At 35.4% G+C, this 22,298-nt stretch carries 21 protein-coding genes; 4 read left to right on the plus strand and 17 right to left on the minus strand.

Annotation, left to right across the window (positions count from 1 at the left end; all coding sequences use genetic code 11):
* Positions 1–494: 494 nt before the first annotated feature.
* The 4 genes from MUN88_RS19985 to MUN88_RS20000 are packed head-to-tail and all read left to right on the plus strand — an operon-like array spanning position 495 to position 6,377.
* On the plus strand, positions 495–2,201 hold the full coding sequence (locus MUN88_RS19985) for a DUF2334 domain-containing protein (RefSeq protein ID WP_244718589.1): 1,707 nt from the start codon (positions 495–497) through the stop codon (positions 2,199–2,201).
* A gap of 47 nt (positions 2,202–2,248) precedes the next feature.
* Positions 2,249–3,979, plus strand: coding sequence for a DUF2334 domain-containing protein (locus MUN88_RS19990; RefSeq protein WP_244718592.1), 1,731 nt, complete (start codon positions 2,249–2,251; stop codon positions 3,977–3,979).
* Positions 3,980–4,006: 27 nt separating this feature from the next.
* A complete protein-coding gene (locus MUN88_RS19995; RefSeq protein ID WP_244718595.1) occupies positions 4,007–5,284 on the plus strand; it encodes a glycosyltransferase family 2 protein in 1,278 nt (425 codons plus the stop codon).
* Between the two features lie 22 nt (positions 5,285–5,306).
* Entirely contained in the window at positions 5,307–6,377 is a 1,071-nt protein-coding gene (locus MUN88_RS20000) for a glycosyl hydrolase family 8 (RefSeq protein ID WP_244718598.1), read from the plus strand.
* A 92-nt stretch (positions 6,378–6,469) separates the two neighbouring features.
* Here MUN88_RS20000 and fliT read toward each other — a convergent pair whose 3' ends face one another.
* From fliT to MUN88_RS20085, 17 genes are all read right to left on the minus strand, one after another.
* Positions 6,470–6,823 (minus strand): flagellar protein FliT, encoded by a 354-nt coding sequence (gene fliT, locus MUN88_RS20005; protein WP_244718601.1) that lies wholly within the window; start codon positions 6,821–6,823, stop codon positions 6,470–6,472.
* A gap of 35 nt (positions 6,824–6,858) precedes the next feature.
* Positions 6,859–8,367 carry a flagellar hook-associated protein 2 gene (locus MUN88_RS20010; RefSeq protein ID WP_244718604.1) on the minus strand — a complete coding sequence of 503 codons (1,509 nt, stop codon included), beginning with the start codon at positions 8,365–8,367 and terminating at the stop codon, positions 6,859–6,861.
* A gap of 148 nt (positions 8,368–8,515) precedes the next feature.
* Complete coding sequence (locus MUN88_RS20015) at positions 8,516–8,863, minus strand: hypothetical protein (RefSeq protein WP_244718607.1); 348 nt, start codon at positions 8,861–8,863, stop codon at positions 8,516–8,518.
* Positions 8,864–8,902: 39 nt separating this feature from the next.
* Positions 8,903–9,937, minus strand: coding sequence for a pseudaminic acid synthase (gene pseI, locus MUN88_RS20020; protein WP_244718610.1), 1,035 nt, complete (start codon positions 9,935–9,937; stop codon positions 8,903–8,905).
* A gap of 17 nt (positions 9,938–9,954) precedes the next feature.
* Positions 9,955–11,385 (minus strand): bifunctional UDP-2,4-diacetamido-2,4,6-trideoxy-beta-L-altropyranose hydrolase/GNAT family N-acetyltransferase, encoded by a 1,431-nt coding sequence (locus MUN88_RS20025; RefSeq protein ID WP_244718612.1) that lies wholly within the window; start codon positions 11,383–11,385, stop codon positions 9,955–9,957.
* Between the two features lie 14 nt (positions 11,386–11,399).
* Positions 11,400–12,134, minus strand: coding sequence for a cytidylyltransferase domain-containing protein (locus MUN88_RS20030; protein WP_244718614.1), 735 nt, complete (start codon positions 12,132–12,134; stop codon positions 11,400–11,402).
* A gap of 10 nt (positions 12,135–12,144) precedes the next feature.
* On the minus strand, positions 12,145–13,305 hold the full coding sequence (gene pseC, locus MUN88_RS20035; RefSeq protein ID WP_244718616.1) for a UDP-4-amino-4,6-dideoxy-N-acetyl-beta-L-altrosamine transaminase: 1,161 nt from the start codon (positions 13,303–13,305) through the stop codon (positions 12,145–12,147).
* A 16-nt stretch (positions 13,306–13,321) separates the two neighbouring features.
* Positions 13,322–14,290, minus strand: coding sequence for a UDP-N-acetylglucosamine 4,6-dehydratase (inverting) (pseB, locus tag MUN88_RS20040; RefSeq protein WP_244718618.1), 969 nt, complete (start codon positions 14,288–14,290; stop codon positions 13,322–13,324).
* 3 nt (positions 14,291–14,293) lie between these two features.
* Positions 14,294–16,120, minus strand: a complete 1,827-nt coding sequence (locus MUN88_RS20045; RefSeq protein ID WP_244718620.1) for a motility associated factor glycosyltransferase family protein — start codon at positions 16,118–16,120, stop codon at positions 14,294–14,296.
* Positions 16,110–16,718 (minus strand): DUF8042 domain-containing protein, encoded by a 609-nt coding sequence (locus MUN88_RS20050; protein WP_244718622.1) that lies wholly within the window; start codon positions 16,716–16,718, stop codon positions 16,110–16,112. Before MUN88_RS20050 ends, MUN88_RS20045 begins: the two co-directional genes overlap by 11 nt.
* Positions 16,719–16,831: 113 nt before the next feature.
* The gene (hag, locus tag MUN88_RS20055; RefSeq protein WP_244718624.1) at positions 16,832–17,668 is read right to left on the minus strand and encodes a flagellin Hag; all 837 of its coding nucleotides are present in this window, start codon (positions 17,666–17,668) and stop codon (positions 16,832–16,834) included.
* A gap of 128 nt (positions 17,669–17,796) precedes the next feature.
* Positions 17,797–18,027, minus strand: coding sequence for a carbon storage regulator CsrA (gene csrA, locus MUN88_RS20060; protein ID WP_244718627.1), 231 nt, complete (start codon positions 18,025–18,027; stop codon positions 17,797–17,799).
* 1 nt (position 18,028) lies between these two features.
* Positions 18,029–18,472: a flagellar assembly protein FliW gene (gene fliW / locus MUN88_RS20065; protein WP_244718630.1), complete on the minus strand. Its 444-nt coding sequence runs from the start codon at positions 18,470–18,472 to the stop codon at positions 18,029–18,031.
* 12 nt (positions 18,473–18,484) lie between these two features.
* On the minus strand, positions 18,485–19,075 hold the full coding sequence (locus tag MUN88_RS20070) for a DUF6470 family protein (RefSeq protein ID WP_244718633.1): 591 nt from the start codon (positions 19,073–19,075) through the stop codon (positions 18,485–18,487).
* Positions 19,076–19,205: 130 nt separating this feature from the next.
* Positions 19,206–20,105 (minus strand): flagellar hook-associated protein FlgL, encoded by a 900-nt coding sequence (gene flgL / locus MUN88_RS20075; RefSeq protein WP_244718635.1) that lies wholly within the window; start codon positions 20,103–20,105, stop codon positions 19,206–19,208.
* A gap of 7 nt (positions 20,106–20,112) precedes the next feature.
* Complete coding sequence (gene flgK / locus MUN88_RS20080; RefSeq protein ID WP_244718638.1) at positions 20,113–21,777, minus strand: flagellar hook-associated protein FlgK; 1,665 nt, start codon at positions 21,775–21,777, stop codon at positions 20,113–20,115.
* A gap of 15 nt (positions 21,778–21,792) precedes the next feature.
* Entirely contained in the window at positions 21,793–22,287 is a 495-nt protein-coding gene (locus MUN88_RS20085) for a flagellar protein FlgN (protein WP_244718640.1), read from the minus strand.
* Positions 22,288–22,298: the final 11 nt, after the last annotated feature.

The raw sequence follows: 22,298 nt of genomic DNA on the forward strand, positions 1-22,298 counted from the left end.
CTAGCACAGGCCAACCACATAGACTCAAGGCCACTGAAAAAGTCCATAAAAATTTGCAACAGGAAAATCGAATCCAAAAATTCATGCAAAATATCATATTAAAGTGGTGGATTGAAACCACTTTAAACATGTTTATAGCTATCTAAGTGGGAGAATTAATTTCCGTTATATGTTTTTCTGTGACCTCCGTAGACTCCCGTGGGATTGTGCGAAGTGGTTGGTCGAAGTGGCTATCATATCACTAGCAACATATCAAAATGATCTCAAAGTTTATTAATGTATATTCAGTTATTTCGCTTTCTAGTATACATGTTCCTGGTTATAACCCAATCTTTTGTTTATTATCAAACACCCCCTCCTCCCCACTCTTTTAGGCAAAAACATACCCTGCACACAAACAGATTCACACATATTTAACAAAAACCGCTTGCGTTCTTAATATAAATGTTGTATGTTCTTTATATAGAACATTTCATAAGAACGGAGTGAACGTTTTGCGTTTTGCCAAAGTTTGTCTGACTTTAGTAGTCCTTGCTCTTACATATATTATTTTCCACACGCCGGCTGTTCGTGCTGCTTCTACAAATGTATTAGTGGTGTACGCTGCAGAGAACGGTCAAATGGATCAATACCAGCAATTGTTAGAACTGCAACTGGCTCACTTCACTCGTGACACCGCGTTTATAGCCAGTTCAGAATTAACTTCTACTGATCTATCAAACAAAACCCACCTCGTATACTACGGTCACGTGTCAGAGAAAGTCGATCCTTCAACGATTAAGCTTATCGATGATTTTAGTGGACCTGTATTAGCAATTGGTCATAATGCGGAACAGCTTGCACCTTTTTCGTGGCTGGATAAAGAGTCATCCAGCCTCCTCTCTCTCCAGCAAGCTTCGATCACAAATAATAGAGATAAATCGATCGAGGATCAGGAAATTAGTCTTTTTCCTGTAACAACAAACACAGCCAGCGAAACTATCGTAGAAGTAACAGATCAGCAGCAATTCCCGCTTATTATTCAGCAGGATAAAACGATGTATGTTGCAACCAACCAGTTGTTCTCTCCTGTTTCTAATTTTTTTGCCGATGCCTTGCATGATTATTTTGATGTGGACCATCATGACGGAACACAGGTGATGCTGCGACTTGAAGATGTGAACCCTAAACTGGATGCCGATAAAGTCAGAGAAATTTTCACCTACTTAAACGAAAAGGATATCCCTTATCTCGTTTCGGTCACACCTGTCTATAAGAATCCTGAGAGCGAAGAAGAGATTCACCTATCGGAAAACGCTAAGTTAGTGGCTGTGCTTCAGGAGATGCAACAAAATGGTGCCAGTATTATCTTACACGGCTACACCGATCAATACGGGTTTGGAACAACAGGAGACGGTTTTGAATTTTGGGATAAGACAAATAATCATCCAGTCTATTTCCCTTCGGACAGCTATGAAACACTGCAATCCAAAGAGGATTTCACTACACCGGAAGCTTACCAGAACTATTTGACAGAAAGAAAAGCCTTTGAAGAAGCTTATATAAGAGAACATATTGAAAATGGTATTAACGAACTGGCAGCCAATAATCTATATCCTGTCGCCTTCGAGGCACCCCACTATGCGATGAGTCAAAATGGATACAACGTTGTCTCTGAATATTTCAATACTTATATCGGGCAAGTGCAATTATCTGATCAAGACTGGCGAATGATGACAGATGTACCTGCCGTCTCCGAACCTGATTTTTTATATGGCATGACATTACTACCGGAGACGATTCGTTATGTCCGTTATGATCAAACGGACTCGCTACAGGATATGGAAGCATTAATGAACGAGGTTTCAGTCGTTCGGGACGGTGTGATTAGTGGTTTTTACCATCCTTTTTTAGGAGTGAACGGTTTGAAAAAACTGGTCACAGCATTGGAGAGCAAATTTGGTCCAGACATAGGTTGGTTCGATTTGCGTGAGCATAATTTTTCTGTATCAATCGATGGTACAGCCATTATTTCCCGAGATCAGTACCATACTCTAATCGATAACGAAGAAACCAATCGCAAAAATTTTTTTAGTTTTACAAATGAATGGCGATGGCAGTCCACCTTATTACAAGCAGAATATTACTGGGCGATTGCTGGCCTGCTTATCATTACATTTCTCCTTTTTCTAGCATTCCGAAGAAGTAAGAGATACTTATAACCACTTGTTCTTTATTAAGAATAAATTACCTGAATCGAGGTGGCATTATGTGTTATAACAACATCATACGAATTGCTTTGTTATCAACCCTATTATTCATCCTGTTTTGTTCGGCTATTTACGCTGAAGAGTTGACCAATCACCACGTATTAGTAATCTATTCTTCAGATTCGGGAGAGATGGATGAACATATGCGTTTATTAGATTTAATGATTGGACATTTCACTGAAGATATCGTCTTTACATCCGTTACAGAAGTAGAAAAAGCAGATCTCACTGGCAAAACACATGTATTTTACTATGGACAAGTGCATGATCGATTACCAGCAAATATTGCACCACTTATCACAAGTTTCCAAGGTACAGTTGTTGCGCTAGGTCTGAATAGTGAGCAACTTGGCGAGCGATTTACCTTCTTTGAAGTAAATGGTACTGCCGAATATAACAAAATTGAATTAACCAGCAATGATGATCAATCGCTTTCGGTGTATCCTCGATCTGTGCTCGTTGCAAATCCAGCTAACGGTGTGGAGGTACTTGCAACCGTAACGAACAGTTCTACAGAGGAGTATCCCTTGTTTTTAAAAAATCAGGACAGTTATTATTTTCCCTCTACCGCCTTACACGATCCGCTTACCATTGCCTTTGGCGAGGTCCTACACGATGTTTTTCAAGAGGAACATGAAGCGGTGCATCCTGCCTATCTGCGTTTAGAGGATGTAAGCCCTGATTCTGATCCAGCGCAGCTTATGGCGATTGCAAAAGAATTAAAGGAGCGTGATATTCCTTATATGATCGCCTTAATTTCTGTTTTTACCGATCCGAAAAATAACAAAACATATCACCTGTACGATTTTCCTGAACTTGTGAAGGTACTGCAATACATGCAAACAAATGGTGCGAGTATTGTGATGCACGGTTATACGCACCAGTTTCAAGAAGAGGCAGTATCTGGTGAAGGCTTTGAGTTTTGGGATGTGAAAAATGATATGCCGGTATATCGTAAACCAGGTGAAGAGATTAAAAGGGAGAATGAGTTTCCATCTGCGGAAGCATATCAAGCTTACCTTACCAATTTTGAAAATAATTATATTCAGAATCGGATTAATCTCGGCGTACAGGAATTAGCAAACAACGGTCTCTACCCATTAGCATTCGAAGCACCTCACTACACGATATCGCAAAATGGCTACCGAAACGTTGCCGAGCATTTTTCGTATTATGCCGGGCAGGTGCAATTAAGTGATGAGGATTGGAAAATAATGAGTACCTCACCGTACGTGACTAATCCAAGCATTTTTTATGGGATGCAATTACTGACTGAGACACTTGGCTATGTTATACCAAATAGTGCCACTGCGATTGATAACATTATGATCGAAGCAGAGAAGCAGCAAATGGTACGTGACGGTGCAATCACTGCCTTTTATCACCCTTATTTAGGGGTTGAACAACTAAGGGTTTTACTGGATGAATTAACGAAAATTCCAAACTTGGAATGGATTGATTTAAAGCATTCAGATGCAAAGGTCGAAGCGAATAATGTCACAATTACAGCTGAGAACGGTGTGATTCAAAAAGAGATTGATTATGTAAAAATGTATCGCGAACATCCAGCATTGCTTACTGCCAAACTGAAAAACATGGTGCATGCTTCACTATGGGCGTTTGTCAGTATTGGTGTAAGTGCTATTCTGCTATTTTCGTTCTATATTTTCAGAGTAGTTCACCGGAGAAACAGTCTCAGAGGACGCCGGTACTTGCGTCGAGTTGCTTAATCTATTCGCCAGTAAGGAGGTTTTCCGATGACAAATGTTTTTATTTTAGTATTACTGTTAATCATTTGGAGTATGTTGTTTTACCATATTTTCTTAATGCAAGGCGGCTACTGGCTGTATTCCAGTTATCAGAAGAAAGCGGAAAAATGGCAGCGAAATATCCCCTACTATCCTACTGTCAGCGTGCTGATTCCAGCGCATAATGAAGAGGTGGTAATCGAAGAGACTTTGGAAGCAATGAGTAATTTAAGATACCCGATTGATAAGTTGCAAGTACTCGTTATTAATGATAATTCCAGTGACAGAACCGGAGAAATCTGTGAGGGCTATCATAAACGTTTTCCATACATTCAGGTCATCCATACGAAGCCACCCCTCGGAGGTAAAGGTAAATCGGCAGCACTTAATAATGGTTTGGAATATGCAACAGGTGAAATTATTTGCGTCTATGATGCCGATAATACTCCGGAACCAGACGCAATCTTTTGGCTCGTACTTGGCTTAATGAATGACCGGAAAGCTGGCGCTGTAGTTGGTAAATTCCGCGTATTAAACGCGTCCAAAAACTTATTAACTCGCTTGATCAATATTGAGACGTTAACCTTTCAATGGCTAGCTCAGGCTGGCAGATGGTTTTGGTTCAAGCTGGCAACCATACCTGGTACCAATTTTGCCATCCGCCGCTCGATCTTAGATGAACTCGGTGGTTGGGATGAAGGTGCACTATCAGAGGATACCGAGCTAAGCTTCCGCATTTACGATTTAGGCTATCATATTCGATTTTTTCCTAATGCGATCACGTGGGAGCAAGAACCGGAAACAATGAAAGTATGGTGGCGACAGCGGACTCGTTGGGCACGAGGGAATCTTTATGTGATTACGAAGTTTTTCTTGCACTTTTTTAAGATGAAGCATAAACGCATTGGGTTGGATTTACTGTACTTTATGTTTACCTATGTATTCTTCTTTGGTGTAACGATTATTTCACAGGGATTGTTTATTGCTAGCTTTTTTACCAACTTGGATATTAGCGTTGGCTTTGTATCACTGCCATTACTGATTGTTGGCTTCTTATTGTTCGTTATTGAGGAACTATTAGCCTTAAGCTTTGAAAAAGGACAACTCACAGCAAAAAATATCGCTACAGTATGTCTTATGTACTTCACCTACTCACAAATGTGGATCTTTCTCGTCATCTATGCAGCCTTCATCGAATTAAAACGCGTGATTCTGAAACAGGAAGTAACCTGGTATAAAACGAAACGATTTAATCAGAAAGACCAGCATGACCGACGTTCGGCCTAGTTATCGATGGGAGTAGATGGTTTTGCGGAAGTTAATAATCATAGCAGTAGTGATTGGAGTTGTGATCGGTATGATGATGTTTTTTCAAAAAAGTCCGATGCTGGCAACAGAAGCATTCATTCAACGATGGTTTACAAATGATAACGGAACACTTGCTACTTATATTTTGGATAACGAAGAAGCTGATGCAGATTATGTGCAAGGACGGGAAGCATTGTCCGAGAGCGTGGGGCTTTGTATGGTCTATGCGGTAGAAAAACAAGATGTTGAACTTTTTGAAGAAGCATACCAGATGTTTCAGGTTCATTTTTATCGGGAGGATGGATTCATTCCATGGAAGCTGACTGAAGCGGGTGTTGCGGAAGTGACAACAAATGCCCTTGTGGATGATTTGCGTATTCTTCATGCTTTATATCAGGCTGATGAGTTGTGGAATCGTGATGAATATAGGGAAACTGCTGATCAGATCGGTCGATTCTTGGCTGTACATAATATGTCCGGGAATTTGTTGACTGACTTTTATGATGTGAAATATCAGCAGGCTGCTGATGTGATCACCTTGTCATATATTGACCCACATGCATTGCGAGAAATGTTTGACAGAGGCATATTGAGTGAGCAAGCCTATTCAGCGATGATTCAGGTGTTATCTGAAGCTGAGATGCAAAATGGATTTTTAGCGAAGTATTATGATAACACGAATCAGGTTTACATTTATGAGAAGGAAGTACATATGGTGGATCAGGCACTGGCTGCTTATTATCGTGTGGTGAATGGTGATGATACTGGGAAGTTTTTGCGATTTGTTAGGGACGAGCTTATGAAGAATGGTGAGATTGCAGGTGTCTATGATTCGGCTACGCAAGAGGCTGTCGTTAAGTATGAATCGCCTGCTGTATATGGAATTTTGATTTGGTATTGTTTGGAGTTGGGTGAACAAGAATTAGCTGAAGAACTTTATGAGCGAATGGTGGAATTTCGGGATTTGGGAGTGTTTGGCAGGTATTTTGGTGGGTATTCGGTGGAGGATGGGAATACGCATTTATTTGATAATTTGGTGCCTTTAATTGGAGAGTTGCGCTTCAAACAGTAATATAATAGAAGAGGACTAAATAAAAAAGTGATACCTTCTCAATGTTGGTATCACTTTTGTTCATATTATTACCTATAAGAATAGACTTTCCATTACTTCTTCTTGTCTAAAAAAGTACCATCAAAATTGGCGATATTTTTATATGGATTTAAGTATTTCTGATTAGATGTCTTTTGTTTTTTTACTAGCTTCATATCCAATTTAACCTTATTAAACAACTCGTTCATACGCTTCTGAATTTGTTTATCTAAAAGCAACAATGATTGACCTAACTCTTTGTCTTCATTTGAAACAGGAGTATGTAACTTTTTCATTAGTACTTCCCGTTCATCCAACAATGATTGTACATTCGTTAAGACATCAGCTCTATTTGATTGGACAATCGATTGATTTAATAGTTGATCAATATCTTGCGTTATACGGTATAATTCTTTGACAATATTCATTAATATACACCTGTTTCGTTAGTAGCTACTATTCATTAACTAAATGCTTGCGTTAAGTAACTCGCTTGTGAATTCATTTGTGAAATCATTTTTTCCATTGCAGTAAATTGACTCCAGTATCGATCTTCAATATTTACGAGACGATCCTCAAAAGCTGAAATTCGATCTTCCATATCATCCATTTGGCGACCAAGTGTATAAGTTTCTAACGTAGCCCCTGTTTTACCTGCACGTTTTTCAATATTAGAAATCGTCGTTTCAATCGAATCTTCCAATCTGTTAATAATCCCTTTTCCTTCACCTTCCACATCATTCGAAAATAATTTATAGACTGATTCAGGGTCCTCTTGAAGAGCTTCCTTTAGCTTTTTTTCATTAATTTCTAATTTTCCATTTTTTGAGAAGTCAGAAGATGTATCAATCCCAATTGCTGTTAAATGATTATAGGATCCGTTTGTTTCGACGGTGCTATACATATCTCTTCTCATCGACCATAATCCATTTTCTAATAGAGAATCATTTTTCAATAAACCACTTTGAGATTTTTCTTGCCACAGTTCAATTTCGCTTTCAGACATTTCATCTTTTTGCTCATCTGTTAATGGATCATAATTACGGTAGCGATCTTCGTTTAGACGAGAATTCACTTTTTCAATAATTTCATTGTATTTGTCTACAAACCCTTTAATATTCTCATATGCTGCATCAACATCGTCCGTCACCGTTACTGTTACAGGATTCGTCGTAACATTGGTGAAATTAAACGTGACATCATTTAATTTATAAGAGTTTTGTTTCGATGTAAATTCTACACCATTGTATTTAAAGACTGCATCGGTTCCACCTGACTCTGTTCCAGTCATCTGCATTGTACTAGAAAAAAAGTCTCCGCTAATACCAATTTCATTTCCAGCAGTATTAAAATCACCTGTCTTCGTTCTTTCGATAACGATTTTATCACTTTGTGTATCATAAGTTGCTCGTAATTCATTTCCTGTTTCTGATCCTATCTTTTTTAACACACTATTTAACGAATCATCAGCGGTATAAGAAATAGTTTTGGTTACTTCTTCTCCAGCCTCGTTAAAATAGGAAACGTCAAAAGAACCATCTGCGGTTATATTATTACCAGCAAAGTCCTGTTCGCTTAATTTTCCATTTGGATCGATTTTTGTGCTGCCGGAAATCGAATTTGCACTCACGTTAATCGCTGAAGTTGCTAATTGATCTACTTGGATAGAGTACGAACTACTAGTCGCCCCGGCAGTCGCTGTTGCAGTAACTGCTGAAGAGTCTGTCGACGAAGTAGCTTTGGAACTGTACGTTTTTTGGAGCTTCATATTTAATAATTGATTATCTAATTCGGACAGCAGTGTATTCATTTCACGGTAGGCATCACGTTGCCATGTTTTCCATGTTAAATCCTGCGTCATATTATCTAATGGGATTCGTTCAGCTGCCATTAATTCTTTGACCATTGATTCGGTATCAATACCTGATGCAAAACCAGTTAGTCGATTAGAGGTATTTACACTATAAGCCATCAAGGTTCACTCCTTGTCATTTACCTGTTTCTTTTTATATCGGATGGTAATTGAAAATTATTAGATTTTCATATAATTTAGTCAATAGTTCATGACTAATCTAAACGTGCTTTCTAATTGAACAGTTTAAGCTGTATTCATTTCCATTTTATTGAAAACTTCTTTTATTTCCAACAAATAAATCAAATTTCCTTTGATAATTATCAGCAATTTCCGGCATTATATTTTTTCGTAGAAAGTCACTATAATTGTTTTGTATCGAAACTAGTAAATCCTCCATTAAATTAAAGTCAAAGAAGTTTTTTGATAGTTCTAGATTAAACAACTTATATAAACTCTCTATTTTATTTCTTGAGGCATTCTCAACAAATTGCCGATGAATCCATTTTCCATTATTCAGGTGAGTACTAACTATTTGTTGTTTTTCAAATTGTTTTTGATAATTTGAAGCATTTGTAAGAGTTTCAGTTAAAAGATTAGAAAATTGATTCAACAAAAGAATAATCTTAAGTTTTTTCTCTTTTGCTAGTTAGATTTATTCTATATATTTCCATTTTAACGGTGTACCTTTATAAATATTTTCACTTGCCTTTTTTCCTAAAACGTCCTTAAGATATTTAGGTTTTAAACCATAACCTGGTCGAATTGAACGAATGTTATTACTCGTAAAGTCTTCACCTTTTTTTATATCTTTGGTAACAAATAATGATCTGGAAAATTCCCTACTTTTCTTTTTGCTTTTAGTTAATTTATAATTAACATTTCCTAAAGACTTTTCTGCATCACGTACGTTACTGACCATCTTTCTAAATTGATTTTTATCTAAGGAAAAACTGGCATCCGGACCGCCAATTTCTTTACTTAAAATAAAGTGTTTCTCAATAACTCTAGCCCCTAATGCAACAGCAGTTATTGGTACAATATCATCAAGCGTGTGATCCGACAATCCTATCTCTACATTAAAAGTTTTTTTGAAATTCTTCATGGTTAATAAATTTGCTTCTTCAATTTTTGCAGGGTAAGAGGAAGTACATTTCAACAAAATAACATTATCATTTCCGGCTCTTTTACAGGCCGTAACTGCTTCATCTATTTCAGAAAAAGTAGCGATTCCTGTGGATATTATTACAGGTTTATTTTTGGAAGCTACATACTCAATTAATGGTATATCAATGATTTCAAACGATGCAATTTTATAAGCTGGTACATTTAAATCCTCAAGAAAATCTACAGCGGAAAGGTCAAATGGACTAGAGAAGCATATGAGACCTAGTTGTTTTGCATATTCCATTAATTCTTCATGCCATTCCCATGGTGTATATGCTTCCTTGTATAAATCATATAATGACCTGCCATCCCAAATAGTACCATTTTGTATTTGGAAGTATTCATTATCGCAATCAATGGTAATTGTGTCAGGTGTGTAGGTTTGTAACTTGATAGCATCTGCGCCTACTTCTTTTGCAGCTTTAATCGTATCTTTAGCAACCTGTATATCATGACCATGATTAGCTGATAACTCTGCTATGATAAAGACTTGTTTATCGATATCTATATCGCCTATTAACATATGATCATCACCTACCATTATAAATTTAGAATATATTTTAATACAGATTGTTCTTTATTCACAAAATTAAAACCAGCTCTTTCAAACACTTTTTTTGATGCCTCATTATCTTTCTTAATATATGCAACTATTTTTGTTACTGTCGGACATTCTTTTCTCATTTTTTTAATACTTTCAAATACAAAAGACAGACTTAAGCCTTTACCTCTGCAGTTATCAGTCAAACTTATACTAATCGTTGCAAAGTCTTTATCAATTTCAAATCGAATTTGTCCGAAAAACTCACTTTTATTATTTTCTATAATATAAAATAATAAATTCGTTTTAGTTAAAACTTTTTCATACCAATGAACATGCTCTTTCCAACTTATTTCTTGTTGATTTAATGAAAAGTATCTTACAATGGGATCGTTGGACAAATTATAAACATTAAAAATATCTAAATCTACGGCTTTTCGAATTTTGTATTGACTAATCATTTCATCATTTAATAGTAAATAATTAACTATATTTCTAACACTATTAAGATCTATTATATTAATTAACTTTTCATGTGAAATTTTTCTAACATCATACTTTAAATTTTCTTCAAAACTAATTAAAAGTTTATCTAACAGATTCTCTTCATCATGATTTAAATATTGGTTACATAATTTTAAATCTATTAAATTTTTAACAGAATTCTTTTGGTTTTCTGCGATTTGTACCGGTATAAAGGGGGTTCCTGTTGCAATTAATTCAAAAACAGTTTGCCCTGCTCCGGTAATAGCAAAATCAGCTGTTATCATTAAATTTTTCATCCTGTCCGCAGTAAGATTATTATAGATTTTTAAATTTGTGTATGGTTTATTTATCAAATGACTTTTTAAGTTCCCAACTACGTGAAATGTTATCGCTGAGTATCTATTACAAAGAAGATCAACAATATTTGATAGTAAACTTGAAAGATTAGAACCGCCTAATGTTATTAGTATGTTGGAAACATTTCTTCTTATTTCTTTTGGTTCATTATTGAGAAAACTTTCCCTTAAACAAATAACGTTAGGCCCAGAAATATAATGTGTATAACCTTTATCTTTAAATTCTTTTGATATTAATGAAGGTGTTATAACCATTCCTTCAGGGTAATTAATTCTATAATAGTCATCAATATACAGACATTTTTTTGCCAATTTTGAAATTACTATATACGTTTCTCTACTAGCTATATAGGAATCAATTATACAATAATCGTTAGGTTGTATAATATTGTTTAAATGCTCATGAGAATACCAATTGATTACGTTAAATTGAACATCTTTTAAAATTTCGTTATAATCGATGTCTCCTTCAATTATTAGCTGTACATCAATATTTCTTGCTGTTATTTCCCTATATAATGATAAGCATCTAATTATATGTCCTAAGCCGATCTTGCTACCAGCTTCTGTGAATATTAATACTCGCATAAAATAATAACCTCTTACTTTACTTTTTTTTGTTCAATATGCGCATTTATATTGAACAATTCTGGATTTCTATTAAATAATTGTACGATATCACCCATATAAAAATTATGCTCACCACTATACATTTCGTTGTATATTTTCTTTATTAATTGAAAATCTTCTTCAGTATCTAAAGTCCATCTATGCTGAGAAAGGTTTTCTTTGTTTGTATAGTAATAAATGTTGTTATTTTTTTCGTATATAAATGGTGTTACATGTTCTTTTTGATATGATAATTTTGCTTGATGAAATGCTTTTTTTAATACATCCATTGAAAAAATTTCTACGTCTAATCCTCTTGGAAAGGTTCTTTTCGACATTTCAGAACCTGCATTAGTTACTAACGAGTAATTATTCTTTATATAAAAATGAACCATCTTGTCAATAATTTCAGGATCTATTAAAGGGCAATCAGAAGTGATTCTAATAATAACATCCGCAGAATAAGCAACAGCCGTTTGATAGAATCTGTCTAGTACATTATCTTCAGATCCCCTGTAAACATTGAAGCCATGCTTATTAACCTCCGAAACAATTTGGTCATCAATTTTTTGTGTTGTTGTTGCCACAACGATACAGTCAATATTTTTTGATTGAGCAATTCGATTTAATACATGCGATAATATAGTTTTTTGCTTTATTTTTTTTAAAACCTTACCAGGTAGTCGTGACGAACCCATTCTAGCTTGAATTATTGCCACAATTTTCATTTATATCACCTTAACCTCTTATTGAAAATCGCAAAACTGTATCTTTAACTGTCTCTATTACATATTTTATATCAGCGTCTGTCATGCTCGGGAATAAAGGTAAACTAATTATTTCCTCATACAATGATTCAGCATTCGGACAAATACCTTTTTTATAATCCAACTCCTTATAATATGGTTGATAATATACAGGAATATAATGTACATTAACTCCAATACTTTTATTTCTTAGTTCCTCAAATATTGTTTTTCTATCAACTTTTAGTTTTTCTAATCGTAATCGAATGACATATAAATGCCAGCTGTTACTATTAAATTCTGGTCGGTAAGGTCGTTCAACTTCAGGTATGTTAGTGAAGCCTTGATTATATTTGTTGGCTATTTCTGTTCTCCTTTTTAAAAAGTAATCTGATTTATTTATTTGACTTATTCCTAACGCTGCTTGTAAGTCTGTCATTCGATAATTGTAACCTAAAAATTGCATTTCATAATACCACGGACCATGATCTTCGGATAATTTTGATCTGTCTCTTGTAATTCCATGTGATCTAAAAGCTAATAGTTTTTCATAATATTCTCTATTATTAGTAGTGATAATCCCACCTTCACCTGTTGTGATGTGTTTAACTGGATGAAAACTAAACATGGTCATATCACTTATACTTCCAATTTTTCTGTTTTTATATGTCGCCCCTAGTGCATGGGCGGCATCTTCAATAATGATTAAGTCATGATTTTTAGCAATTTTGACTATCTCATCTAAATCACATGGTTGTCCCGTAAAGTCTACTGGTATAATCGCTTTGGTATAATCCGAAATATTCTTCTTTATCTCTACAGGATCAATATTATTAGTACGTTTATCAATATCAGCAAAGATAGGCGTTGCTTTTTGGTATAATATACAATTACTGCTAGCCGCAAAAGTCATTGGAGAAGTAATTACTTCATCACCTTCGTTTATACCAGCAACGTAACATGCTCCATGTAATGCTGCTGTTCCGCTAGAGAATGCAACCGCATATTTTGCATCGACATATTTTGCAACAGAATCCTCAAATTTTTCAATAGATGGTCCAGTCGTAAGAAAATCACCTCTTAACACAGAAATTACTGCATTAATATCTTCTTTATCTATATATTGTCGACCATAAGGTATCATATCACTCATTTTGCACTAATTCTCCTTAATCTGCTATAAGAGTTCTTAAATCTTCAATACTTAACCAATGCTCATTTATATCACTACTATATCTAAATGTATCAGTCAATAAACTATAACTTTTATTGTTTGACTTATCCCACCAAGGAAATTCAGGCTGAATAATATAATAATTATCGCATTCAACAGTTCTTCTTGCATCATCCTCTGTGATCATTACTTCATGTAATTTTTCTCCTGGTCTTATACCAATATAATCTATTTCACAGGTTGGTCCAATAGCTTTTGCTAAGTCAGTAACTTTCATGCTAGGAATTTTAGGTACGAAGATTTCTCCTCCTTGTGATCTTCTAAAAGTATCGATAACAAACTGAACACCTTGGTCTAACGTAATCCAAAAACGAGTCATACGTTCATCAGTAATAGGTAATCGACCTGTCTTTTTCATTTTTTTAAAGAAAGGCACTACACTACCTCTACTTCCTACAACATTTCCATATCTAACAACAGAGAATTGAGTTTTTTTATCCCCAACATATGAATTACCGGCTACAAATAATTTATCTGATGCTAGCTTGGTTGCGCCATATAGATTTACAGGTGCAGCAGCTTTGTCTGTGCTTAGTGCTATTACTTTTTCTACACCTTTATCTATTGCCGCATCTATGATGTTCTGTGCGCCGTGAATATTTGTTTTAACTGCCTCAGAGGGATTATACTCACATGCTTCAACATGCTTCATTGCAGCTGCGTGCACTACATAATCAACACCTTCAAAAGCTCTGTACATTCTATCCTTATCTCGAACATCGCCAATAAAGAATCTTAACCGTTCATCACTAAATTCTTGTTTCATTTCGTACTGTTTTAATTCATCCCGACTAAAAACTATCACCTTTTTTACGTTCATTTCCAAGATTTTGTGTGTGAACTTTTTACCGAAAGAGCCTGTTCCACCGGTAATTAAAATTGTCTTATTATCAAAGTTGTCCATTTACTAACCCCTTTTCATTTCTATGTGATCAAATAATTCATCAATGTATGGTTCTATTTCTTTAAATACTTGATCTAATTCTTTTAAAAATAAGCCAAAAGCTGATAGAAAATTAGTTGTTTTTTTATTTATATTATTTTCAAATTTTATTGTTTTTGATTTAACCGCTAGCGTTTCAGATTGAACTCTTATCATTGGAGACAAAATTGTTAAATAGAATTTGTTATTTTTTATATTTTTAAATTTCTTATCAAATCTTGTGAAATTTTTTTCTGTGCTTTCTGTACTTCGTTGATTACCTTCTCTAATCTTTTGAACTACACTATTTATTTCCTTTAATAACTGTTCAAACTCTCTTTTTGATCTTTTTAAATGTTCTATATTTGAACATATTTTATCGATATTATAATTCGATTCAAATTTAAACCATTCTGCATTTACTTGTTTTTCTTTTACTAAATGATCTTTTATAACATTTTCTAATGGTAAAAAAGTAGTTCCTTCAATTTTAGCACCATTTATTGTTGTATTATAAACTTCAACATTTGGCGTATCTTTTATATATGATTCCAATTGTTGTCTCATTCGATTGTAACCATCATTTGTCAAAATATCATTATCATTCACGTCTTTTATCGTAAATAGCATTTCTTCACTTGTTATTTCTTTGTCATATTCTATTCCTTCTGCATATCTTACTCTATTTTGGAAAGATAAATTCTGACCTACAAGATATATAGTGTTAAACCCTAAAGCTGTTAACATTTGATAAGTTACTAAAGCGATAGAAGGAGCATCATAAATGAAATCTAAATGGCCATTTTCTTTGAAAAGCAAAGGTGCTAACGAATCTTGACTTGTAATCATATGAAGGAGTGGTCCTTCATAATTATCTAATGTTTCAAACCCCACCGTACTTCCAAAAATCATCGGGATTGTATTAATCTTTCTCTCTTTTACTTTTTCAATAACTTTGTAATTATGTGCTTGTGGATCATAAGTACAAATAGCATCAGGATAAATATTATTCTCTATTAATGTGTTAATGGCTGAACCGACTGAGAAAATATATGCTAATCCGTGTTTCTTGATATGCTTCAAATTCGCTAGTTCGTAATTTAAACTTGGGCCTGCAGCTACAATAATAGCAGACTTCCCATTAAAATGATTTTTATCTACATCTTTTAAGATATTAGGTGTGTCTATCATTTTAGGTGAATTTTTAATAGCATTGATCATCCACCTTTTTTGAAAGGAAACATTAGTGGCTAGACGACTTTTTTCACTTTTTAACGATTTGACCATTATCTCATAAAGGGCGTCTAGTTCTTCTTTATAATGCTTTTCATAAAAAGGTAATGTAAAAATTTGTATGTTATGATTATAGGTTGCTTGCAACTTATTTATTTTATTTTCAAGATTATCTTTGGTTATAAATGTGATTTTGGATCTACCAAATTTATCAACTAATGAAATGGTGTCTAGCATAGTAGAAAGTACATCCATTTCAGGTTCATAGATCGTAAATGATAGATTGGGATACATTTTAGTAAGTGCCTCAATATGGTATCCTAAGCCTAAACCAAATATAAGAATATGTTGTTTTTTTTCTTCCAATTCAAACCGTTCAACAATACGATTAGCTTCAGAGATCGGATCGTATTTGCTATGTATATAATTATAACGAGAACCTAATTTAATTTTTAAAGTAGGTAAACCTTTTTTTGTATTTTCAACTAGGACTTTGTCCGAATCGTTTATAGTGGCAATTACTTTATTCAACAATTGTCGTTGATTGATTCTTAAAAAGTTTTTGTTATCAATTAGCATTTGGACGACTTCCTTCTGAATCAATCGTATTTGTTATTAAATGTTTTAACCTCTCATACAAAGGTTTAATTTCAAAGTTAATAACATCTGCTATCAAAGTGTGATCTTGATTCTCTACACCTTCTGCCAGTTCATGCACTTGACCTTCAAGCTCATGGTAAACAGAAACATACACTTGCCAGTTAGTTGGTCTTTCCTTTAATGTATCGATATTTACTAGCATATCTGATAGCCATTGCAGGCCATCTGTGAATTGTTTGAAGTGATGCCAATCAGCTGCAGTCGGATTATTATAAAATTGATCAATCAGCTTTTCTAATTGAGGCAATGCATTACTAATATACTCTTCTGCTGTTATAAAAGTATCATTGATAAATTGTACTGTTGTTTTGGTAATGATTTGAATCGTGTCGATGCGATGAAAATATTTATCAATATAACTTTCCATATTATTGTAAACTTCTTGATTATCTATTATTAAATGACTCAAAATGTGTTCTTCACCTACATATTTATTTATATTCTCTATCACTTCTTCAGTGTTTTTTATGGCTTGACTATTGAACGAATTTTCATCATTATTTAATACAAATTTCATAAAAGTTCCTCCATCAATATAATTACTTATAAAAATTATATCGACATTTTCACAAAATTCTTAATCAACAAATTAAAAAAAGGTTCTGGAAATACCAGAACCTTTTAGGAAAATTAACCAAGTAATTGTAATACAGCTTGTGGTTGTTGATTTGCTTGTGCTAGCATTGATTGAGATGCTTGAGAAAGGATATTTGCCTTCGTCATCTCCATCATTTCTTTTGCCATATCTACGTCACGAATACGAGATTCAGCAGCAGATAGGTTTTCAGATGAGTTATCTAAGTTTGCAATCGTATGTTCTAAACGGTTTTGAACCGCACCAAGTGCAGAACGTTGTGAAGAAACAGATTCAATTGCAGTATTAATTGTAGTAATTGCATCATCGGCACCACTTTGTGTAGCAATAGAGATAGCTGTACCACCTGAACTAATTCCTAAACCAGAAGCAGTCATATCTGAGATTTCTAATTCAATACTTTGACCTGAGTTTGCACCAATATGGAAAGTTAGACCATTTCCAGAACCAGACAAACCGCCATCTATTAATTTTTTGGTATTAAATTCAGTATTATTAGCAATTCTATCTATTTCTTCTGTTAAAGCATCAATTTCATTTTGTAATTCTTCACGATCTTGAGTTGTATTTGTATCGTTGGAAGATTGAACCGCTAATTCACGCATACGTTGTAAAATGGAATGCGTTTCTTGTAATGCACCCTCAGCAGTTTGAATTAAAGAAACACCATCTTGAGCGTTACGACTAGCTTGATCTAATCCACGAATTTGACCACGCATTTTTTCAGAGATTGCTAGACCTGCTGCGTCATCTCCTGCACGGTTAATACGAAGACCTGAAGATAATTTCTCCATTGAAGATTGCATGTTGTTTTGGTTGATTCCTAATTGACGATGTGTATTCATCGCTGGAATATTGTGATTAATAATCATAAGTATGTTTCCTCCTTGAGTTATATATAATTCCCACATCCTTGTGGTTTTCGGCTAATGCAGTGAAAGCGGCCGCCAGTCACTGGAATTAGTTCCTACTTTATCTATCGGTATATGTTACTAGATGTTTAGTCTTTTTCATCATTTTTTTTAATTAAATCAAATAAATTTGTCGAAACATTAGCAGCCTTGTTGTTCTCTTGTTGAATCGCCTGAAAAATCTCTTTTCGATGTACTTCTACATCTCTTGGTGCATTGATACCAAGTTTAATTTGATCGCCTTCCACAGCAATAATCTTCACCTCTATATCATCACCAATTTGAATTGATTCGTTTATTTTCCGAGTTAGAATTAGCATATTACTCCTCCTCTACTTTCGAGGATAGAAAGATTTGCTCTCTTGTTGAGTATTTTGATTGTTTCGTAATATATTGCTTACCGAGCTTTTCTCGCTGATTTATAACAACAGGTGCATGTAAATTGGCAGTACTAGACGAAAGCGAATCTTTTACAGTCACAATCGTTATAACGAAAACGTCGTTCTGATCTTTTATTTCTAACTGTTCAAGCACTGTGTCATCTAACTTAAATTCATAATCTTTTATAAATAAAAATGGATTCACTACCACAAAAGCTGGATTCTCACCTTTGGACGATTGCAACACTTGAAATAATCCATTCTCTTCAAAACTTAATAACACAAATTCTTTTTCATCAACAAATCCAGGTAATCCATTTGGAAAATGAATGATTTCATTATCATTAATCTCTGTTTCACCAAAGTATTTCGTTGCGATTTTCATAATTTCCCCTTTCTATACTTCTAATTCGAAGTTATTGCCAATATAGTTTACATTGACAACATCGATATTAATAGAGTTTTCTTGTTCTAAGTAAATATCTATACCACCTTTTTGATAGAAAAATTGATTTTTAGTAGGTTCGACATTAATGATGGGCTTGTTCGTATTTGCTTCAATGTTTACTTCTGCAGGTTGATAGTCGAATTTCACTGCGTCACCTGAAGGTATCCAGCCCATAGTAAAATGTTTCCTCAGTCGTCCACCGTTTTCCTTGGCAACTTGAGCTAGTATATTTCCACCTTTCTCAATCTTCATTAGTCTGTCACCTTGACGTCGACGTTTCTTCGATCCTTCTATTGCCGTTTGCATTGCTTCGTTTGCTAACATTTTTATAGATTTTTTGGTAGGGATAATGCCAACATCAGCTAATGCTTTGGACTGATCAATTGTTAGTTTGCCTGGTTTAGTAGTAATGTTTAATTCGGCTTTTGGTTGGCTAATTTCTTGCTTGGCGGGTCCGGAATCAATTTGTAATTGTGCGTCCATTGTTTTTATCCCTATTATGGCTGATTGCTGCTGAATCCTGACTTGGGACAACCGCAATTTTATCACTCCCTCAAAAAAGGTATAAATACAACTTTTATCCTTGCTAATATGAATTAAGGTTAACGGAAGACATCTTACCGTAAGACCTATTAAAAAAGCCCCACCTCATAAAAGGCAAGGCTTCTCCTTAGCTTAAGAAATCAAGTAATGTTGGCTGGATCACGCGAGATCCAGCGCTTAATGCTGCACGATGAACAGCTTCCTGTGAAGTCAAATTCATAATAACCTGTTCCATATCCGCATCTTCATTCTCCGACATCATATCTTGTGCCGTCACCAATTGCGCAGAAACACGGTTTTCGATCAAATCAATTCGATTTTGACGAGCACCTAAATCGGCACGCGCATTTACATTATTATCGATATGACCATCAATTTCTGTGATAAACTGGCTAATGTCTTTCTCACTAGCATTTTCATCCTTTAACATGTCCGCAAAATCCGTTAAATCTTGGAACAAATCTTCCGTAAACACGCTATCAGGCTCTACATTCACTCTAATTTTAGTGCCACTAGACACTTCGATAGTTACATCATCATTGTTAATCGGATTAACAAAAGAACCATCTCCGTCTAATTGGTATGGTTCTTTACCACCATTACCTGTTGTTGCAGTACCACTGAAAATATATTTGTTGTTTACTTTTGTATTGGCAACTTCTAGCAAATGCTCTTTTAATTGCTCTACCTCTTCTGCGATATTTGCACGTTGACCTTCTTCATACGTACCATTAGAGGCTTGTACAGCTAATTCACGTAGTCGCTCCAATCCATTTTGAACTTCACTAAGTGCTGAATCAGAATTATCCATCCAGTTATGAACCTCACCGATATTACGCTCAAACTGCTCGATCTGGTTCACCTGCGTACGATAATCCATCCCCTTCATCGCGACAACGGGATCATCGGATGGGCGATTGATCTTTTTACCAGTAGATAATTGATCCATATATTTCCCTAAGCTTTGATAACTGCTGCTTAAGTTACGAAGCATATTGTTGGATAACATACTTTGAGTTACACGCATTTGTTACTTACCTCCCTACTAAGCCCATGTTGTTAATGATTTTGTCTAACATTTCATCGACTACTGTCATATTACGGGCTGCTGCATTATAGGCATGCTGGAATTGAATCATGTTGGTCATCTCTTCATCCAAGGATACTGAGCTGATCGATTGTCGTGATTCCTCTACTTGCTGACGCAGGATTTGGGAGTTGTTGTACATCCGGTTTGATTCTTCTGCAACAACACCCATTTCCCCGATGATTGATTCGAAATAGCTTTTTATTGTAGCTTTATCATCTAATTGATTAGCGTCACCTGCATCATACGATAGAAAGTTCTCTACTCGTTTCGTATAAACATCTGCTAATGCAGTTGCATTACCACCGTCACCCGACGCACCAGTTGAACTTGCTGCAATCAGATCGACATCATCCAAAATATCCTGTGAAACGGCAATCGTATCTGCTGTTGTTCCGGTGAAAAATTCGCCACCTTGCATCGCATTTCCATCTTGATCGGTTGCTAGTGTATAACCGGTTTGATGGACGGCATTAAACTCTGTTACGAAGTGCTCCACCATTTTATCTATGTCTGCTAACATCTCATTGATTTCTCCTGCTGCTGTGCCTGTATCAGTACCATCATAAGAAAATCCATCTAAGTAACCAGCTCCATCGATTAAGGCATTTAATTTACCTTGGACATCAAAATTGCCACCATAAATGAAGGCTTGATTGTCATAATCAGCTGCTAGTTGTGCGGTTTGTTCTTCTACGGTTAAATCAGAATTAGGGCTGTCAAAGAAGATTGCTTTTAAGTTGTTATCATCATCAAAATCAGAAAAGATATGATTAACGGACTGATCACTGCCTAAGTCCGCTCCTGCACTTCCATCCACTAATGTGATCGGTTCGCCGTCGTCATTTTCGACATCTTCATTGTCTGTCACTAATGTAATGGTCGCGATTCCTTGGGCAATAGGGCTTGGCTGACCAGAGCTTTTACGGTAATCAACTTTAATATCAACGTAGCTGGATAATTCATCAACTAAGCGATCGCGTTCGTCGTATAAATCATTCGGAACATAGCCATGGGGTTCCACATTACTAATTTGACCATTAAGTTCATTGATCTGGTCAATTAACGAGTTGATTTTGGAATTATTGACGCCAATTTCATTTTTTAAGTTAGCTCGCACATCCTCTAAGGAACTATCTACATAATTAAAAGCATCTGCTAAAGCATTTGCTCTTTCTTTCACTACTGAACGAGCACCTGAATCTTCCGGATTTACTGATAAATCTTGTAATGATTGCCAAAACTGATCATAAGCACTGGATAAGCCCTGGTCTGTCGGCTCATTTAAAATCGATTCTAATTTTGACATCGTGTCTGCTTTTGATTCATAGAATCCTACCTTGGAATTCTCCTGGCGATATTGCTTATCAATAAAACTGTCACGCACTCGTTCGATCGATCCTACTTCTACCCCACTACCGACTTGTCCAGGAATCTCTGGCCTGTTTCGGGATGCAGGTGGGAAAGGCGCTGTTTGTGACATATTCACTCGTTGACGCGTATAGCCTTCTGTATTAGCATTGGCAATATTATGACCAGTGGTATAAAGAGCGGACTGTTGTGTATTGAGCGCGCGCTTTGCTACTTCTAAGCCGCTAAAAGTTGATGACATGGGTTTACCTCCTGTTTAAGCTTTGGAATCAAATACAGAACGCTTCGATGTTTGCGCCTGAGCTTGCTTTGATTGACCATAATTAATATTCCGTATGGATGGCTGGATCATATCCAATGTTAATTGAACAAATTGCAGTGATTGTTTGGTCAACTGCTTGTTCAACTCTTCCTGGCGTCGCAATGCTACTAAACGCTCTGCCAACTGCAGTGTTACTTCTTGTAACTGCTCCTGATCCGCTCCGGTTGTATAATGTTCGATGATCGCTGTAACATGGACAGCTGCAGGCTCAAGCTGATGTGCTACTGCCCATTCGGCTACCGCATCGATGCGGCGTTTCTCGATCTGGTTAATCGCCTGGACATGCTTTTGTTCTGTCACTAGCAGCTTCTGCAACTCTTCCATTTTATTTGATTTTAACAGCTCTGTTTTATGCTCAGACAAATGCAAAAGGCTGTCATGTAATTCGATCAATTTATTTAAATGTTTGATGATGTGTTGAACGGACATCGATTGCCTGC

Source organism: Gracilibacillus caseinilyticus (assembly GCF_022919115.1).
Classification (GTDB): domain Bacteria; phylum Bacillota; class Bacilli; order Bacillales; family Amphibacillaceae; genus Gracilibacillus; species Gracilibacillus caseinilyticus.

What these genes read in the sequence shown, in the direction of transcription:
- MUN88_RS19990 (WP_244718592.1), top strand. Translation starts at nt 2,249, where the DNA reads ATGTGTTATAACAACATCATACGAATTGCTTTGTTATCAACCCTATTA.
- MUN88_RS19995 (WP_244718595.1), top strand. Translation starts at nt 4,007, where the DNA reads ATGACAAATGTTTTTATTTTAGTATTACTGTTAATCATTTGGAGTATG.
- fliT (WP_244718601.1), bottom strand. Translation starts at nt 6,823, where the DNA reads ATGAATATTGTCAAAGAATTATACCGTATAACGCAAGATATTGATCAA.
- MUN88_RS20010 (WP_244718604.1), bottom strand. Translation starts at nt 8,367, where the DNA reads ATGGCTTATAGTGTAAATACCTCTAATCGACTAACTGGTTTTGCATCA.
- pseI (WP_244718610.1), bottom strand. Translation starts at nt 9,937, where the DNA reads ATGTTAATAGGCGATATAGATATCGATAAACAAGTCTTTATCATAGCA.
- MUN88_RS20025 (WP_244718612.1), bottom strand. Translation starts at nt 11,385, where the DNA reads ATGCGAGTATTAATATTCACAGAAGCTGGTAGCAAGATCGGCTTAGGA.
- MUN88_RS20030 (WP_244718614.1), bottom strand. Translation starts at nt 12,134, where the DNA reads ATGAAAATTGTGGCAATAATTCAAGCTAGAATGGGTTCGTCACGACTA.
- pseC (WP_244718616.1), bottom strand. Translation starts at nt 13,305, where the DNA reads ATGAGTGATATGATACCTTATGGTCGACAATATATAGATAAAGAAGAT.
- pseB (WP_244718618.1), bottom strand. Translation starts at nt 14,290, where the DNA reads ATGGACAACTTTGATAATAAGACAATTTTAATTACCGGTGGAACAGGC.
- MUN88_RS20045 (WP_244718620.1), bottom strand. Translation starts at nt 16,120, where the DNA reads ATGCTAATTGATAACAAAAACTTTTTAAGAATCAATCAACGACAATTG.
- MUN88_RS20050 (WP_244718622.1), bottom strand. Translation starts at nt 16,718, where the DNA reads ATGAAATTTGTATTAAATAATGATGAAAATTCGTTCAATAGTCAAGCC.
- hag (WP_244718624.1), bottom strand. Translation starts at nt 17,668, where the DNA reads ATGATTATTAATCACAATATTCCAGCGATGAATACACATCGTCAATTA.
- csrA (WP_244718627.1), bottom strand. Translation starts at nt 18,027, where the DNA reads ATGCTAATTCTAACTCGGAAAATAAACGAATCAATTCAAATTGGTGAT.
- fliW (WP_244718630.1), bottom strand. Translation starts at nt 18,472, where the DNA reads ATGAAAATCGCAACGAAATACTTTGGTGAAACAGAGATTAATGATAAT.
- flgL (WP_244718635.1), bottom strand. Translation starts at nt 20,105, where the DNA reads ATGCGTGTAACTCAAAGTATGTTATCCAACAATATGCTTCGTAACTTA.
- flgK (WP_244718638.1), bottom strand. Translation starts at nt 21,777, where the DNA reads ATGTCATCAACTTTTAGCGGCTTAGAAGTAGCAAAGCGCGCGCTCAAT.
- MUN88_RS20085 (WP_244718640.1), bottom strand. Translation starts at nt 22,287, where the DNA reads ATGTCCGTTCAACACATCATCAAACATTTAAATAAATTGATCGAATTA.